This is a genomic window from Micromonospora coxensis (assembly GCF_900090295.1).
Classification (GTDB): domain Bacteria; phylum Actinomycetota; class Actinomycetes; order Mycobacteriales; family Micromonosporaceae; genus Micromonospora; species Micromonospora coxensis.
This window is the reverse complement of record NZ_LT607753.1, coordinates 1270495-1286660: the sequence shown is the minus strand read 5'-3', so window position 1 is coordinate 1286660 and position 16166 is coordinate 1270495. Positions and strand designations below refer to the sequence as shown.

10 protein-coding genes are annotated in these 16166 nt (G+C 73.7%); all 10 read left to right on the top strand.

Features of this window, described 5'->3' with window-relative positions; genetic code table 11:
• Window positions 1-182 precede the first annotated feature (182 nt).
• The 10 genes from GA0070614_RS05670 (at window position 183) to GA0070614_RS05625 (ending at window position 16019) form a co-directional block, all read left to right on the top strand.
• Window positions 183-755, top strand: a complete 573-nt coding sequence (locus GA0070614_RS05670; protein WP_408630735.1) for a DUF5987 family protein — start codon at window positions 183-185, stop codon at window positions 753-755.
• Window positions 752-2407: an FAD-dependent oxidoreductase gene (locus GA0070614_RS05665; RefSeq protein ID WP_088974963.1), complete on the top strand. Its 1656-nt coding sequence runs from the start codon at window positions 752-754 to the stop codon at window positions 2405-2407. Before GA0070614_RS05670 ends, GA0070614_RS05665 begins: the two co-directional genes overlap by 4 nt.
• Window positions 2404-3465: a carboxymuconolactone decarboxylase family protein gene (locus GA0070614_RS05660; RefSeq protein ID WP_088974962.1), complete on the top strand. Its 1062-nt coding sequence runs from the start codon at window positions 2404-2406 to the stop codon at window positions 3463-3465. Before GA0070614_RS05665 ends, GA0070614_RS05660 begins: the two co-directional genes overlap by 4 nt.
• A 70-nt stretch (window positions 3466-3535) precedes the next feature.
• The gene (locus GA0070614_RS05655; protein WP_088974961.1) at window positions 3536-4531 is read left to right on the top strand and encodes a DUF1702 family protein; all 996 of its coding nucleotides are present in this window, start codon (window positions 3536-3538) and stop codon (window positions 4529-4531) included.
• A gap of 371 nt (window positions 4532-4902) precedes the next feature.
• A complete protein-coding gene (locus tag GA0070614_RS05650; protein ID WP_088974960.1) occupies window positions 4903-6852 on the top strand; it encodes a CRTAC1 family protein in 1950 nt (649 codons plus the stop codon).
• A gap of 5 nt (window positions 6853-6857) precedes the next feature.
• Complete coding sequence (locus GA0070614_RS05645) at window positions 6858-7868, top strand: RnfABCDGE type electron transport complex subunit D (protein ID WP_088974959.1); 1011 nt, start codon at window positions 6858-6860, stop codon at window positions 7866-7868.
• Window positions 7865-13615 (top strand): type I polyketide synthase, encoded by a 5751-nt coding sequence (locus GA0070614_RS05640; RefSeq protein ID WP_088974958.1) that lies wholly within the window; start codon window positions 7865-7867, stop codon window positions 13613-13615. Before GA0070614_RS05645 ends, GA0070614_RS05640 begins: the two co-directional genes overlap by 4 nt.
• Before the next feature lies 1 nt (window position 13616).
• On the top strand, window positions 13617-14057 hold the full coding sequence (locus GA0070614_RS05635; RefSeq protein ID WP_088974957.1) for an acyl-CoA thioesterase: 441 nt from the start codon (window positions 13617-13619) through the stop codon (window positions 14055-14057).
• A 19-nt stretch (window positions 14058-14076) separates the two neighbouring features.
• The gene (locus GA0070614_RS05630) at window positions 14077-14658 is read left to right on the top strand and encodes a flavin reductase family protein (RefSeq protein ID WP_088974956.1); all 582 of its coding nucleotides are present in this window, start codon (window positions 14077-14079) and stop codon (window positions 14656-14658) included.
• Window positions 14655-16019: a cytochrome P450 gene (locus tag GA0070614_RS05625; protein ID WP_088979245.1), complete on the top strand. Its 1365-nt coding sequence runs from the start codon at window positions 14655-14657 to the stop codon at window positions 16017-16019. Before GA0070614_RS05630 ends, GA0070614_RS05625 begins: the two co-directional genes overlap by 4 nt.
• Window positions 16020-16166: the final 147 nt, after the last annotated feature.

Below are 16166 nucleotides of genomic sequence, written 5' to 3'. Positions count from 1 at the left end.
CCATTGTGGACAGGGAAAGCAAAACGCGAGATGTGCGCGCGGCGGCCTCCGTAGACCATTGGGGTACGCCATGACGGATGAATGTCGCGGGCGGCGGTGGGCCACTTTCGCCACCACCTGAATTGCCCGCGTCCGCTGGCGCGTCACGCGTTTCCTGTCCATTCGATTGATCGTCGGAGGTGATGCCCGTGCCCACGGAAATGGAAGTCGACCAGGCGCGGACGATGGCGCTGGAGGCGTATGCCGACACGATTCTGCCCGGCGAGAAGCGGTGGCCGGGCGACCGCGCCGTGGCCGGGGTGTCGCGGGGCGGCGGCGCCGTCGCCTCCGGCGCGCTGGAGGTGCTCCGCTCCGCCGAGGGGGGCATGGCCCCGGCGCTGGACGCGCTGGCCGACGGGCTCAACGAGCACGCCCGGGGGTACGCCGCCGAGGCCGGGATCGAGCTGGACCCGCAGGTCCCGCCGTTCGTCGCGCTCGACTACCCGCACCGGGTGCTGCTCGTGCAGCGACTGACCGACCGCGGGCACCCCGAGCGGGAGGCGTGGATCAGCCTCGCCATGTTCAGCACCATCGCCTTCGACGCCGGATCGCACACCAGCACCGTGGAGGCGCTCGCCGCCGGACACGCGGGACTGAACACCATCGGCTTCCGCCCGCCGGACGCCGACGGGCTGTGGCGCTTCGGCACCTACAGCTACGGCCGGCAGCTGGCCCGGCCGCACCCCGACACCACCCCCTCCGGGAGCCCTGCATGACGAGTTCCGAGAGCACCGACGTCCTCGTGATCGGTAGCGGCTTCGGCGGCGCGATCACCGCGTACCACCTGGCCGCCGGCGGCGCGCGCGTGGTCGTGCTGGAGCGCGGTCCGTGGCTGTCCGGTGAGGACTTCCAGCACGACTTCAAGTTCGGCTCGTCGTCGACCCGGATCTTCGACTTCGTCATCGGCGACGGGATGAGCGTGCTCAGCGGCAACTGCGTGGGCGGCGGCAGCGTCGTCTACTTCGCCGCGATGCCCCGCGCGCCCCGGTTCGTCTTCGACCGGCAGGGCCGCTTCGGCCGCCGGATGTGGCCGGCCGCGATCTCCCGCGACGCCCTCGAACCCTGGTACGACCGGGTCGCCGAGGCGCTGCCGGTCACCCAGACGAGCTGGGACACCGTGCCGTTCTCCGGCGGGCTGTTCGGCGCCGCCTGCGACCACGCGGGACGCACCGCGAACCCGGTGCCGGTGGCGCTGGACCAGGAGAAGTGCACCAACTGCAACTGGATGATGTCCGGCTGCCGCTTCGACGCCAAGCGGTCGCTGCTGCTCAACTACCTGCCCGCCGCGCTGGCGCACGGCGCGCAGATCCGCCCGCTGCACGAGGTGCAGCACCTGTCGCGCACCGACGACGGCGGCTACCGGGTGCACTACACCGTCCTCGACGACGTCGACTACCGGGTCGAAGTGGGCAGCGGCACCATCGACGCCAAGATCGTCGTACTCGCCGCGGGGGCCGGGGCCACGCCGGTCATCCTCCAGCGCTCCGAGCCGACCCTGGGCACCATGCCGCACGCCGTCGGCCGGTACTTCTCCGGCAACGGCGAACGGCTCAACACCGCCATCTTCGACGAGGAGCGCATCCGCGACGTGCTCGGGCTGAGCCGGCCGGACGGGGTGCCGTACGAGGCGTACCAGATCGGCAAGGGCCCCTGCGTGGCCACCTGGGACAAGCTCGACGGGTCCCTGCCGGAGTACGAGCGGTACTCCCTGGAGCAGCTCTACTTCCCGCCGGGCTTCGGCACCATCCTGGCCCAGGTGCCGGACGCCCTCGGACCGACCTGGTTCGGCGCCGAGAAGAAGGAGCTGCTGCGCAGGTGGCAGTCCTGGCTGACGGTCTTCACGATGAGCGAGGACGACAACGAGGGCGTGTTCGGCGCCCCGCCGCCCAGCGGCAACGCGATGCGGCTGTCCCAGCAGATGCTGGCCCGGGGCTCGCTGCGCTACGAGCCGACGGAGAACACGCTGCGCGGCTGGGCGCTCTCCGACGCCGAGGTGCGCGACATCCTCGAACGCGACGGGCTCTCCCGGGTGATGCCGTGGACCAACGACGTGGTGGGCGCGTACACCGTGCACCCGCTGGCGTCCTGCCGCATCGGCGACGACCCGGCGACCTCGGCGCTCGACGACCGGCACGAGCTGCGCGACCACCCCGGCATCTTCGTCACCGACGGCTCGGCGGTGCCGGCCGGGCTGACCGTGAACCCCGCGATGACGATCGCCGCGCTGGCCGAGCGGGCGGTGCCGGGCATCGTCGAGGCCGCGCGGGCGCGCGGGGTGGACGTGCGCTACGGCGCGCCCGCGCCGGACGGGGCCACCAGCAGCCGGGACGCCGTGCTGCCGCTGGTGAGCGGCGCGCTGCGGCGGTGACCGGTCTGTACGCCAGGGTGGCCCGGCGCCCCTCCCGGGGGCACGTGCGTCGGGTCACCCCGGTACCGGTCGAGCGGGCCGAGGGCCTGGTCGCCTCGGTCTACGCGCAGGTGGAGCGGGACTTCGGCATGCTCGCCCCACCGGTCAGCCTGCACTCGCCCGCGCCGGACGTGCTGGCCGCGTGCTGGGTCGTGCTGCGCGAGACGCTGGTCGCCGCCGGGCGGGTGGACCGGGCCACCCGGGAGGCGGTGGCCGCCGCCGTGTCGTCGGCCAACACCTGCCCGTACTGCGTGGAGGTCCACTCGGCGACGATGGCCGGCCTGGTCCGGCCGGGCGCCGACGCGGCGCGCGACGTCCGGCGGGCCCGGGTGGCCGACTGGGCCCGGGCCGGCACGGACCGGGCGGCGGCCCGGCACGCCGTGCCCCCGGTCGACGCCGACGAGGCCGTCGAACTGCTCGGCGTCGCGCTGGTCTTCCACTACCTCAACCGGATGGTGAACGTCTTCCTCGATCCCTCGCCCATCCCGGCCGGGGTGCCGGAGCCGGTGCGCGGCGGAGTGCGCCGGGTCTTCGGCCGGCTGATGGCCCGGGGGGCGCGACGCGAGCGGCCGGCCGGCGTCGCGCTGGACCTGCTGCCGCCCGCGCCACCGGCACCGGACCTGGGCTGGACCGCCGGCCACCCGGTGCTGGCCGACGCGCTCGCCCGCGGCGGCGCCGTCATCGACGCCGCCGGGCGCCGGTCGGTGCCGGCGTCGGTGCGCGAGCTGGTCGCCGCCCGGCTCGACGACTGGGACGGCCGGCCGACCGGGCTCAGCCGGGCCTGGGTCGGCGAGGCGGTGCGCGCCCTGCCCGCCGCCGACCGCCCCGCGGGGCGGCTCGCGCTGCTCACCGCCTTGGCGGCCTACCAGGTCGACGACGAGGTGGTGGACGGCGTGCGCGCCGGCGGGGCCGACGATCGCGCCCTGGTCGAGTTGACGGCCTGGGCCAGCATGGCGGCTGCCCGCCGGGCGGTGGCCTGGGTCCCGCTCGACCCGGTCCCACCGGCTGCCCCGTCGTGACCCCGCGCCCGCCACCGGCACCCCGCCGGTGGCGGGCGAGCGTCCTGTCCGACTCCATCCGGGAGGAACCATGTCCACCGTTCTGGGCTCGTTGCGCCGTCTCGCGCTGGCACCCGCGCTGAGCGAGGTCGGCTTCGCCCGCCGGGGCTTCCCCGGGCCGCCGTCGGCCGCCACCGCGCGGCTGGAGGCGATTCCCCGGACCGTCGTGTGCGGCTTCGAATGGGGGATCGACGCCCGGGACCTCACCGAGGTGCAGCACCGCGTCGAGCTGGTCGACGAGGGCATGCGCGGGTTCGCGTACGAGGGCGTCACGATGGCCTTCACCGTGCTCGACGCGATGGGCGGCGGCCGGCGGCGACGCACCCGCGAACTGCTGACCGGACCGGGCGCCCCGCACCTCTTCCTGGCCTACATCGGCATCGGCTTCGCCATGGCCCGGCTGCCCCGGCCGCTGTGGCGCAAGGTGGTGCCCGATCTGGAGCCGGGCCCGTTCCACCCGACGATGACCTGGCTGGCCGTCGACGGCTACGGCTTCGACCTGGCCTACTTCGACGCGCGCAAGTGGGTCGACGAGCAGCGGGTGCCCGCGCCGTACGCCTGGCAGGGCCGGCCGGACTACTTCGGCCGGGCGGTGGACCAGGGCATCGGCCGGGCCCTGTGGTTCATCCACGGCGCCCGGGTGGCCGACGTGGACGCCGCCGTGCGCCGCTTCGCCCCGGAACGCCAGGCGGACCTGTACAGCGGCGTCGGGCTGGCCGCCACCTTCGCCGGCGGGTGCGGTGAGGCCGATCTCGCGGCGCTGCGCCGCTGGGCCGGCCCGTACGCGGCGGAGCTGGCGCTGGGCAGCGTCTTCGCGGTGCGGGCTCGGGTGCACGCGGGCTTCGTGCCGCCGCACTCCGCGGTGGCCGCCGCCGCGCTCGCCGAGCTGTCCGTGCCGGCGGCCGTCGCCCTGGCCGACGACACCGCGCCGGGCGCCGACGACGGCGGGCCGACGCCACCCTACGAGACGTGGCGGACCAACATCCGTCAGCATTTCGACAGGACGGCGCACGCCGCAGCAGATTAGTGCCGCACATTACCGTGGCCTGCCCAGTCCTTTTCGAAAACCCTGTCCCGGTGGCCGGGAATCATATTTATATGTGTCATCAATTCGATGTACGACAATGCTCAGCAATTTTCGAGTAGCCCGGGTTTCTGGCGTCCTGTGAGGATCTGCTGACACGTCCCCCCGAATGGCGGGCGACACCACCGGTCTCCTTCCGGGCCATCCGGCACCGGACCCGGTCGCGTGTCGACCGCCTCCGGCCGGGGGCGGACCACCGGCGACGCGTACGGCGCCGGCGGCCCGTGACCCGACCGGCCCGGGCCGGTACGCCACCGCGACGCGCGGTGGAGTCACCACCGACGAGTCCGTCACCAACGGGAGGTCTTGAGTTCATGTCAGCGACGTTTGGCTTGCTGCGCCGGCAGCTAGCCGGGATCATCGGCCTCGCACTCGTGGTCGGAATGTTCTTCGCCGTCCGGTTGCCCAGCGCATCCGCCGAGGAGCGGTCGGGGCTGGCGTCCCGGTACGCGTTCGAGCCCAAGGGCATCGCACTGCCCTCCGGAGCCGTTCAGCAGTCCGTCCGCAAGGTGAACAAGGCCTACACCAACATCGACGCCTGGATCTCCTCCGTGGGCGCCGGCATCGCCATGAACGACCTGGACGGCGACGGCCTGGCCAACGACCTCTGCCTGACCGATCCCCGCACGGACCAGACGATTGTCACGCCGACGCCGGGCAAGGGCGAGCAGCGGTACCAGCCGTTCGCGCTCGACGCCGCGCCGCTGCCGATCAGCCGGATCACCGCCCCGATGGGCTGCGCGCCGGGTGACTTCAACGAGGACGGCCGGATGGACCTGCTGGTCTACTACTGGGGCCGCACGCCGATCCTCTTCCTCGCCCGCGGCGGCGCACTCGCCCTCGGCAACGGCGCCTTCCGTCCGGTCGAGCTGGTGCCCGGCGTCGGTGCCGGCGAGTACAACGGCCCACTGTGGAACACCAACGCGGTGGCGATCGACGACTTCGACGGCGACGGCCACGTCGACATCTACATCGGGAACTACTTCCCGCACAGCCCGGTCCTCGACGACACCGTCGACGGCGGGGTGGAGATGAACGACTCGATGTCCAACGGCATCAACGGCGGTGAGGACTACATCTTCCGGTGGACCGGCGGCACGCCGGGCGCGGAGCCGGGCGCCACCTTCGAGCGGGTGGACAACGTGGTCCCCCGGATCGCGTCCAAGGGCTGGGCCCTCGGCGCCTCCGCCGCCGACATCGACGGCGACCTGCTGCCCGAGCTGTACCTGGCCCACGACTTCGGCCCCGACCGGTTGCTCTACAACCGCTCCACCCCGGGCAACATCGAGTTCGTCCTGGTCGACGGGGTGCGCAGCGCGACCGTCCCGAAGTCGAAGGTGCTCGGCAAGGACTCGTTCAAGGGGATGGGCGCCGACTTCGGCGACATCGACGGCGACGGCCTGTACGACCTGTTCGTCAGCAACATCACCACGCCGTTCGGCATCCACGAGAGCAACTACGCCTTCATCAACACCGCGAAGAACCACGCGGAGGTGAAGACGAAGTTCAGCGGCGGCGACGCGCCGTTCTACGACCGCAGCGCCGACCTCGGCCTGGCCTGGTCCGGCTGGGGTTGGGACGTCAAGATGGCCGACTTCGACAACGGCGGCCGGCTCGCCATCGCGCAGGCCACCGGCTTCGTCCGGGGCGAGGTCAACCGCTGGCCCCAGCTCCAGGAGCTGGCCACCGCCAACGACACCGTGGTGCACGACCCGGACTGGTGGCCGAACGTGCGCGCCGGTGACGACGTCGGCGGCAGCCAGCGGCTGCACTTCTTCGTGCGCGGTGAGGACGGCCGGTACGTCAACATCGCGCCCGAGCTCGGCCTGGACATCCCCGTACCGACCCGGGGGCTGGCCACCGGCGACGCCGACGGTGACGGCCGACTCGACCTCGCGGTGGCCCGGCAGTGGGCGGAGCCGATCTTCTACCACAACACCAGCCCCAAGGCGGGCGCCTTCCTCGGCCTGCGCCTGACCCACCAGTCCGCCGACCCGGCCGGCCGCGGCTCGCCCGCCGTCGGCGCCCAGGTCTCCGTCACCACCCCGGACGGCCGCACGCTCGTCTCGAAGGTGGACGGCGGCGGCGGGCACTCCGGCAAGCGCAGCAACGAGGTGCACATCGGTCTCGGCGCCGACGTGACCGGCCCGGTCAAGGTCAGCCTCTGCTGGCGCGACCGCACCGGACAGATCCGCAAGCAGGACCTTCAGCTGACCCCGGGCTGGCACGACGTGCAGCTCGGCTCGCAGGCCAACGAGAGGTAACGGAGATGGCCGAGACCAAGACCAGCCCTGTCCGACACGACACCAAGACCACGACGGCCCTCCGCCGCTTCGCCATCTCGATCACGATCTTCAACATCGTCGGCTACACCTACCTCGGCTTCGAGCAGCCCTGGCTGTGGCCCTTCATCGCGCTCGCCACCGGATACACCGTCGAGATCGTCCTCGAGGTGATCGGGGCCCGCGCCGAGGGCCGCGCGCCGCGCTTCCTCGGCGCCGGCCGGCGCGGGTTCGTCGAGTTCCTCTTCCCCGCGCACATCACCTCGCTCGCCGTCAACATGCTGACCTACGTCAACGACCGGGTCTGGGTGATGATGTTCGGCGTCACCGTCGCGATCGCCGCGAAGTGGATCCTGCGGGCCCCGGTGAAGGGCCGGCTGCGGCACTACATGAACCCGTCCAACTTCGGCATCGCGATGATCCTGATCCTCTTCCCGTGGGCCAGCATCGCGCCGCCCTACCACTTCACCGAGCACACCAACGCGTTCGGCGACTGGCTGATCCCGGCGATCATCATCACCGCCGGAACCATGCTCAACGCCAAGCTCACCGGCCGGATGTGGCTGATCCTCGGCTGGCTCTCCGCGTTCGTGCTCCAGGCGGTGGTGCGCGGCCTCATCCTCGACACCGCCATCCTCGGCGCCCTGGGCATGATGACCAGCGTGGCGTTCGTACTGTTCACGAACTACATGATCACCGACCCGGGCACCAGCCCGTCCAGCCCCGCCTCGCAGATCGCCTTCGGCGCCGGGGTGGCCACCCTCTACGGGGTGATCACCGGCGCGGGGATCGCGTACGGGCTCTTCTTCGCCACCGCCGGTGTCTGCCTCATCCGCGGCATGTACCTGTGGGCGCTGCACATCTCCAACAAGGTCCGCGAGCAGCGTGAGGCCACCACCGCCGGCGGAACCCCCGGCAGCGTGCCCGCCCCGGTCCCCACCGGCGCCGACGCCCTCGCCGCGGGCCCCAACTCGCACAAGGAGGCGGTACCGGCATGAGTGCGATCGCCGTCGTCGGCCTGGCGTGCCGATATCCCGACGCCGCGTCGCCCCGGGAACTGTGGGAGAACGTGATCGCCGGCCGGCGGGCCTTCCGCCGCCTGCCGGACGAGCGGATGCGGCTGGCCGACTACTGGGACGCCGACCGCAGCGTCCCGGACCGGTTCTACGCGCGCAACGCGGCCGTCATCGAGGGGTACGAGTTCGACCGGATGAAGTTCCGCATCGCCGGCAGCACGTACCGCTCCACCGACCTGACCCACTGGCTGGCCCTGGACGTGGCCGCCTCGGCCCTCGGCGACGCCGGCTTCCCGATGGGGGAGGACCTGCCCCGCGAGCGGACCGGTGTGGTCGTGGGCAACACCCTTACCGGGGAGTTCTCCCGGGCCAACGTGCTGCGGCTGCGCTGGCCGTACGTGCGCCGGACCGTCGGCGCGGCGCTGCGCGAGCAGGGCTGGGACGACGCGCAGCTCGCCGACTTCCTCGGCGCGCTGGAGCAGCGCTACAAGGCGCCGTTCCCGGAGATCGACGAGGACACCCTGGCCGGCGGCCTGTCCAACACCATCGCCGGACGGATCTGCAACTACTTCGACCTCAAGGGCGGCGGCTACACCGTCGACGGCGCCTGCTCCTCGTCCCTGCTGTCGGTGCTGACCGCCTGCCGCGGCCTGGCCGACGGCGAACTGGACGTCGCCGTCGCCGGTGGCGTCGACCTGTCGATCGACCCCTTCGAGATCATCGGCTTCGCCAAGACCGGCGCGCTGGCCCGTGGCGAGATGAAGGTCTACGACCGGGGCTCCAACGGCTTCTGGCCGGGCGAGGGCTGCGGCATGGTCGTGCTCATGCGCCACGAGGACGCGGTGGCGCAGGGCCGGCGGATCTACGCCTCGATCGCCGGCTGGGGGGTGTCCTCCGACGGCAAGGGCGGCATCACCCGACCCGAGGAGGACGGCTACCGGCTGGCGCTGCGCCGGGCGTACGACCGGGCCGGCTTCGGCGTCGAGACCGTCGCCATGTTCGAGGGGCACGGCACCGGCACCGAGGTCGGTGACGCGACGGAGCTGCGGGCGCTGACCGAGGCGCGTCGCGCCGCCGGGGCGTCCGGCACGCCGGCCGCGATCAGCTCGATCAAGGCGATGATCGGGCACACCAAGGCGGCGGCCGGGGTCGCCGGCCTGCTCAAGGCGGTCCTCGCGGTGCACCACCAGATGCTGCCGCCGACCGTCGGCTGCGAGGACCCGCACGACGTGCTCACCGCCGACGGGGCGAAGCTGCGGGTGCTGCCCACCGCCGAGCCGTGGCCGGCCGACGCGCCGCTGCACGCCGGCATCACCGCCATGGGCTTCGGTGGGATCAACACCCACCTCGTGCTGCAGGGCGAGGAGGGCGCCCGCCGCTCGCCGGACGCCCGGACCCGCACGATGGCGGCCCGGACGCAGAACGTCGAGCTGCTCGCCCTGGACGCGGACACCCCGGCCGAGCTGGCCGAGCGGATCGGCGTCCTGGCCGGGCAGGTGGTCAAGCTCTCCTACGCCCAGCTCGGCGACCTGGCCGCCGGCCTCTACCGGGAGTTGGGCGACCGGCCGTACCGGGCCGCCGTGGTGGCCCGCTCGCCGGAGGACGCCGAACGTCAGCTGCTGCGGGTGCACGCCGCCCTCCAGGCGGGGGAGACCCGGCTGTACGCCGCGGACGGCCGGGCCTTCCTCGGTCACGCCCGCGGCTCCGCCCGGGTCGGCTTCCTCTTCCCCGGGCAGGGCACCGGCCGTGGCCGTCCCGCCCAGGCGTTGCGCCGCCGGTTCACCCAGGCCGACCGGATCGTCACCCAGGCGGCGCTGCCCACCGGTGACGTGGTGGCCACCGAGGTGGCCCAGCCGCGCATCGTCACCGGCTCGGTGGCCGGGCTGAGCGTGCTCTCCGCGCTCGGCATCGAGGCGGACGTCGCCGTCGGGCACAGCCTCGGCGAACTCACCGCGCTGCACTGGGCCGGGGCGATGGACCTGCCGTCGGTGCTGCGGATGGCCGCCACCCGGGGTCGCACCATGGCCGAGCACGGCCGCCCGGACGGGGCGATGGCCGGCATCCCGGCCGACCCGGAGACCGTACGCCGGCTGCTCGGCGACGATCCGGTCGTCATCGGCGGCTACAACAGCCAGCGGCAGACGGTGGTCTCCGGACCGGTCGACGCGGTCGGCCGGGTGCTGGAGCGCGCCGAGGCGGCCGGCGTCGCCGGCAAGCGGCTGCGGGTCTCGCACGCCTTCCACTCGCCCCTGGTCGCCGAGGCGGCCGAGGCGTTCGGCGGGTACCTGTCCGGTGAGCGGTTCCACCCGTTGGACCGGCAGGTGATCTCCACGGTGACCGGGGCCGAGCTGCCCGCGGACACCGACCTGGCCGTGCTGCTGCGCAACCAGATCACCGATCCGGTGCTGTTCGCGCAGGCCGTCGCGTTGGCCGCCAAGGAGGTGGACCTGTTCGTCGAGGTCGGTCCCGGGCGGATCCTGTCCGACCTGGCCCGCACCGACGTGACGGTGCCGGCGGTGGCGCTGGACACCGACGACGAGACGATGGCCAGCGTGCTGCGGGTGGTCGCGGCGGCGTACGTCGTCGGGGCCGCCCGGGTGCACCCGCAGCTCTTCGACGGCCGGCTGGTCCGGCCGCTGAAGGACGTCGACGAGTTCACCTTCTTCACCAGCCCCTGCGAGACGGTGCCCGAGGTGGCGCTGCCCGAGGCGCGGCAGCGGGCCGTAGAGGCCGACGCCGCGGCCGGCGCCACGCCCAGCGGGGAGCCGGCGGCGCTGGTGCTGCGCCGGCTCGTCGCCGAGCGGGCGGAGCTGCCGCTGGACATGGTCGGCGAGGACAGCCGGCTCCTCGACGACCTGCACCTCAGCTCGATCACGGTCAGCCAGGTGGTCAACCAGGCCGCGCAGCGGCTGGGCGTACCCCCGTCGCGGCTGCCCACCAACGTCGCCACGGCGACCGTTCGGGAGGTCGCCGAGGCGCTGGACACGCTGGTCGGCACCGGCCTGACCGAGGACCTGGCGCAGCCGGAGTCGGTGGCCGGTGTGGCCACCTTCATCCGGGCGTTCGCGGTCGACCTGGTCGAGACGCCCGCGCCGACGCCGGCCCCCGCCGGGCCGGCCGGGAGCTGGCAGCTCTTCGGCGCCCTCACCGACCCGCGCGCGGAGCAGGTCCGGCAGGCGCTGGCCACCGGCGGTGTGGGCGGCGGCGTACTGGTCTGGCTGCCCGCGGACTGCACACCGGAGCAGCTCGAACCGGCCCTGCAGGGGGCCCGGGCGGTGCTGGCCGGCGGGGCGGGTGACCGCTTCGTGGTGGTGCAGCACGGCCTCGGGGCCAGCGGCCTGGCCCGCACCCTGCGGCTGGAGGACCCGCGGGTCCGGACCACGGTGGTGCACCTGCCGACGGGGCTGGACGCCGCCGAACGGGTGCTGGCCGAGGTCGCCGCGACCGAGGGGTACCACGAGGTGCACTACGACCCCTCGGGCGGACGCCGGGAGCAGGTCCTGCGGGCCCTGCCGATCACCCCGGGCCGTACCGAGGACCCGCTCACGGCGGGTGACGTGCTGCTGGTCACCGGCGGCGGGAAGGGCATCACCGCCGAGTGCGCGCTGGCCCTGGCCGCCGACGCCGGGGCCAAGCTGGCGGTGCTGGGCCGCTCCGAACTGGCCGGTGACGCGGAGTTGACGGCCAACCTGGAGCGTTTCGCCGCCGCCGGGGTCGAGGCCCGCTACTTCCGGGCCGACGTCACCGACCCGGAGGCGGTCCGGGCCGCCGTGGACGAGGCGCAGCGCCTGCTCGGCCCGGTCACCGCGGTGCTGCACGGCGCCGGACGCAACGAGCCGGCGGCGCTGACCTCGCTGGACATGGACGCCTTCCACGGCGCGCTGGCGCCCAAGGTCGGTGGGCTCACCGCCGTCCTGGCGGCGGTCGACGCCGACCGGCTGAAGCTGCTGGTCACCTTCGGCAGCATCATCGGCCGGGCCGGGCTGCGGGGTGAGGCGCACTACGCCACGGCCAACGACCGGCTCGCCGAGCAGACCCGGCGCTTCGGCGCCGAGCACCCGCACTGCCGGGCGCTCTGCCTGGAGTGGTCGGTCTGGTCCGGCGTCGGCATGGGCGAGCGGCTCTCCGTCGTCGAGTCGCTGACCCGCGACGGGATCACCCCGATCACCCCCGACCAGGGCGTGGCGGTGCTGCGCCGGCTGGTCGGCGATCCGCAGACCCCGCCGGTGGTGGTGGTCAGCGGGCGGGCCGACGGCCTGGACACGCTGCGCTTCGAGGAGCCGGAGCTGCCGCTGCTGCGCTTCGTGGACCGACCCCAGGTCCGCTACCACGGAGTCGAGCTGGTCACCGACGTCGAGCTCACCGCCGGCAGCGACCTGTACCTGCCCGACCACCTGCTCGACGGCAACCTGCTCTTCCCGGCCGTGTTCGGCATGGAGGCGATGGCCCAGGTGGCCATGGCGGTCACCGGGCGCGAGCAGGTGCCGGTCATCGAGCAGGCCCGGTTCGCCCGGCCGATCGTGGTGCCACCGCACGGCAGCACCACCATCCGGATCGCGGCCCTGGTCACCGCCGACGACACCGTGCGGGCGGTGATCCGTACCGCGGACACCGGGTTCGCCGCCGACCACTTCGAGGCGCAGCTGCGCTTCGTCGAGGCACCGGTGCCGGCCGGCCCGCCGGAGCAGGTCGCCGACGACCTGCCGCCGGTGCCCCTGGACCCGGCCCGGGACCTGTACGGCGACACGCTGTTCCAGGGGGCCCGCTTCCAGCGGCTGCGCGGCTTCCACCGGGCCGCCGCCCGCGACGTCGACGCCGACGTGGCGACGATGCCCGACACGGACTGGTTCAGCGCCTACCTGTCGCGCACCCTGGTGCTCGGCGACCCGGGAGTCCGGGACGCGCTGATGCACGGCAACCAGGTCTGCGTGCCGGACGCCACGCTGCTGCCGGTGGCGATCGAGCGGCTGTACCCGGCCGGGCCCCGGATGGGGGCGGACGGGGAGCTGCGCTACTGCGCCACCGAGCGGGAGCGCGACGGCGACACCTACGTCTACGACATCGCGCTGCGCACCGGCACGGGCGAGGTCGTCGAGCGGTGGGAGGGCCTGCACCTGCGGGCCGTACGCAAGAAGGACGGCCGGGGTCCCTGGGTGGCGCCGCTGCTCGGCTCCTACCTGGAGCGGACCCTGGGCGACCTGATCGGCGCGGCCGTGGCGGTCGCCGTCGAGCCGGACGGCGACGCCGACGCCGGCGACCCGGACGCCCTGGCGGTCGGCCGTGCCCTCGGGCACGCCGTGTCGCTGCGCCGCGACCCGGACGGCCGTCCGGAGAAGGTGGGCGATCGCGCAGTGGCGGTCTCGCACGGCGCCGGGCTCCGCCTCGCCGTGGCGGCCACCGCCCAGGTCGGCTGCGACGTACGGCCGGTGCCGGCGCGCCCGGCACAGGAGTGGTCGGCGGTGTCGGGCCGGCACGGCGCGCTGCTCGACCAGGTGGTCGGCGGTCACGGTGAGGACCGGGACACCGCCGGGACCCGGATCGAGGCGGTCCTGGCCTGCCTGCGTCAGGTCGGCCTGCCGGAGGACGCGCCGGTGGCGCTGACCCCGGCGCGGCACGACGGCTGGCTGGTCTTCGCCTCCGACGCGGTACGGGTGGCCACCCTCGCCACCACCGTCGGCGACGCGGCCACCCCGGTCGTCCTGGCCGTCCTCACCGACGGGTGGTCCTGAGATGGAGGACTACTACGAGTACCGGCACACGGTGGGCTTCGAGGAGACCAACCTCGTCGGGAACGTCTACTACGTCAACTACCTGCGCTGGCAGGGGCGGTGCCGGGAGATGTTCCTGCACGACCGGGCCACGGAGGTCCTCGACGACCTGCGCGAGGACCTGAAGCTGTTCACGTTGAAGGTGGACTGCGAGTTCTTCGCGGAGATCACCGCCTTCGACCAGATCGCCATCCGGATGCGGCTGGTGGAGCTGGCGCAGACCCAGATCGAGTTCAGCTTCGACTACGTCCGGCTGCACCCCGACGGCGAGGTGCTGGTCGCCCGCGGCCGGCAACGGGTGGCCTGCATGCGCGGGCCGAACAACCGCACCAGCCCCGCCCGGGTCCCGGAGTCGCTGGCCCGGGCCCTGGCGCCCTACCGGGCACGGGTACGGGCGGCGTAGCGACCCACGGGAGGTACACGTGAACGTCCAGTCAGAGTCCGCCGTCGAGCCGTCCGACCCCGTCCAGTTGCGCCGCGCGTTCGGCACGTTCGCCACGGGCGTGACCGTGGTGACCGTCGGCGGGGACTGTCCACACGGGATGACGGCGAACTCGTTCACGTCGGTGTCCCTCGATCCGCCCCTGGTGCTCGTCTGCGTCGAACAGCAGGCGATCATGCACCGCAGCCTCCTGGAGCGCGGCCAGTTCGGGGTCTCCGTGCTGGCCGCGCACCAGGAGCCGGTGGCCCGGCACTTCGCGAACCGGCGGCGCCCGCTGGGCGCCGCCCAGTTCGACGCGGTGGACTGGGCCCCCGGCCGGGTCACCGGCGCCCCACTGATCACCGGGGCGCTGGCGCACTTCGAGTGCGAGCTGTGGCGGTCCTACGAGGGTGGCGACCACACCATCTTCGTGGGCAGCCTGCTCTCGGCGCGCCGGGAGCCCGAGGCCGACGGCGTGCTCTTCGTCCACGGCCGGTTCCGGCAGCTCACCCCGGACGGCGTCGACCTGCCCGGCGGCGTGCCGGCGTGGCACGCCACGGCCCGGGGCGGGGTGACGGGATGACGGCCACGCAGGCCCGCCGGGTGCCGGCGGGTCCGACCGGGCCGGCGATGCTGCGGACGCTCTGGCAGCTCGCCCGCGACCGGCTGGCCCTGATGCGCACGGCGGCGAGCTACGGTGACGCGGTCCGGCTCGGGCCGAGCTTCAAGACGCTCTACTTCTTCAACCACCCCGACCACGCCAAGCACGTGCTCGCCGACAACAGCCAGAACTACCACAAGGGGGTCGGGCTGGCCCAGGCCCGGCGGGCCCTCGGCGACGGCCTGCTCACCAGCGAGGGCGAGCTGTGGCGCAAGCAGCGCCGGGTGATCCAGCCGGCGTTCCAGGCCAAGCGGATCGCCGCCCAGGCCGGCGTGGTGGTCGAGGAGGCCGCCCGGCTGGTCGACCGGCTGCGCGAGCACCGCGACGGCGCGCCGGTCGACATCGTCAGGGAGATGACCGGGCTCACCCTCGGGGTGCTCGGCCGCACCCTGCTCGACAGCGACCTCAGCGGGCACCGCTCGGTGGGACACGACTTCGAGGTCATGCAGGACCAGGCCATGTTCGAGATGGTCACCATGGGCTCGGTGCCGACCTGGCTGCCGCTGCCGCACCAGCTCCGGTTCCGGCGCGCCCGGCGGGAGCTGCAACGGGTCGTCGACGCGCTGGTCGCCGAGCGGCGGGCCCGGGGCGAGGAGGGCGACGACGCGCTGTCCCGGCTGATCGTCTCGACCCGGCAGGAGCCGGACCCGCGGGTGGGTCGGCTGCGGATGCGCGACGAACTGGTCACCCTGCTTCTGGCCGGGCACGAGACGACCGCCAGCACGCTGGGCTGGACCTTCCACCTGCTCGACCGGCACCCGGAGATCCGGGAACGGGTCCGCGCCGAGGCGGTGCAGGTGCTCGGCGACCGGCTGCCGGTGCACGAGGACCTGGCCCGGCTGCGGTTCACCGCCCAGGTGATCAACGAGGCGATACGGCTCTACCCGCCGGTGTGGATGCTCTCCCGCATCTCGCAGGGGCCGGACGAGATCGGCGGGTACGACGTGCCGGCCGGCGTGGACGTGCTGATCTGCCCGTACACCCTGCACCGGCACCCGGACTTCTGGGACGAGCCGGACCGGTTCGACCCCGACCGGTTCGACCCGGCCCGCTCCGGAGGCCGGCCCCGGTACGCGTACGTGCCGTTCGGCGCCGGACCGCGGTTCTGCGTCGGCAACCACCTGGGGCTGATGGAGGCCACCTTCGTCACCGCCATGGTGATGCGGGAGCTGCGGCTCACCGCCGACCCGTCGTACCAGGTGGTGCCCGAGCCGATGCTCTCCCTGCGGATCCGGGGCGGGCTGCCGATGCGGGTCACCGCCGTCTCCTCGGCGACGGTGTGAGCGCCGGACGTCTACCGGCGCCGGCCGTGGCGCCGACCGCCGCGCCCCGGGCGCGCGACAGGGTCGTCGCGTCCGGGGCGCCGCACAGCACAGGATGCCCCCGCCCGGGGCACGGGTCGACGATGGTCGCGACCGTGGATCGATGGA

Bases quoted from the DNA above. Each gene is read 5' to 3' on its own strand.
- GA0070614_RS05625 (WP_088979245.1), top strand. From the start codon at position 14,655: ATGACGGCCACGCAGGCCCGCCGGGTGCCGGCGGGTCCGACCGGGCCG.
- GA0070614_RS05665 (WP_088974963.1), top strand. From the start codon at position 752: ATGACGAGTTCCGAGAGCACCGACGTCCTCGTGATCGGTAGCGGCTTC.
- GA0070614_RS05645 (WP_088974959.1), top strand. From the start codon at position 6,858: ATGGCCGAGACCAAGACCAGCCCTGTCCGACACGACACCAAGACCACG.
- GA0070614_RS05655 (WP_088974961.1), top strand. From the start codon at position 3,536: ATGTCCACCGTTCTGGGCTCGTTGCGCCGTCTCGCGCTGGCACCCGCG.
- GA0070614_RS05670 (WP_408630735.1), top strand. From the start codon at position 183: ATGCCCGTGCCCACGGAAATGGAAGTCGACCAGGCGCGGACGATGGCG.
- GA0070614_RS05650 (WP_088974960.1), top strand. From the start codon at position 4,903: ATGTCAGCGACGTTTGGCTTGCTGCGCCGGCAGCTAGCCGGGATCATC.
- GA0070614_RS05635 (WP_088974957.1), top strand. From the start codon at position 13,617: ATGGAGGACTACTACGAGTACCGGCACACGGTGGGCTTCGAGGAGACC.
- GA0070614_RS05640 (WP_088974958.1), top strand. From the start codon at position 7,865: ATGAGTGCGATCGCCGTCGTCGGCCTGGCGTGCCGATATCCCGACGCC.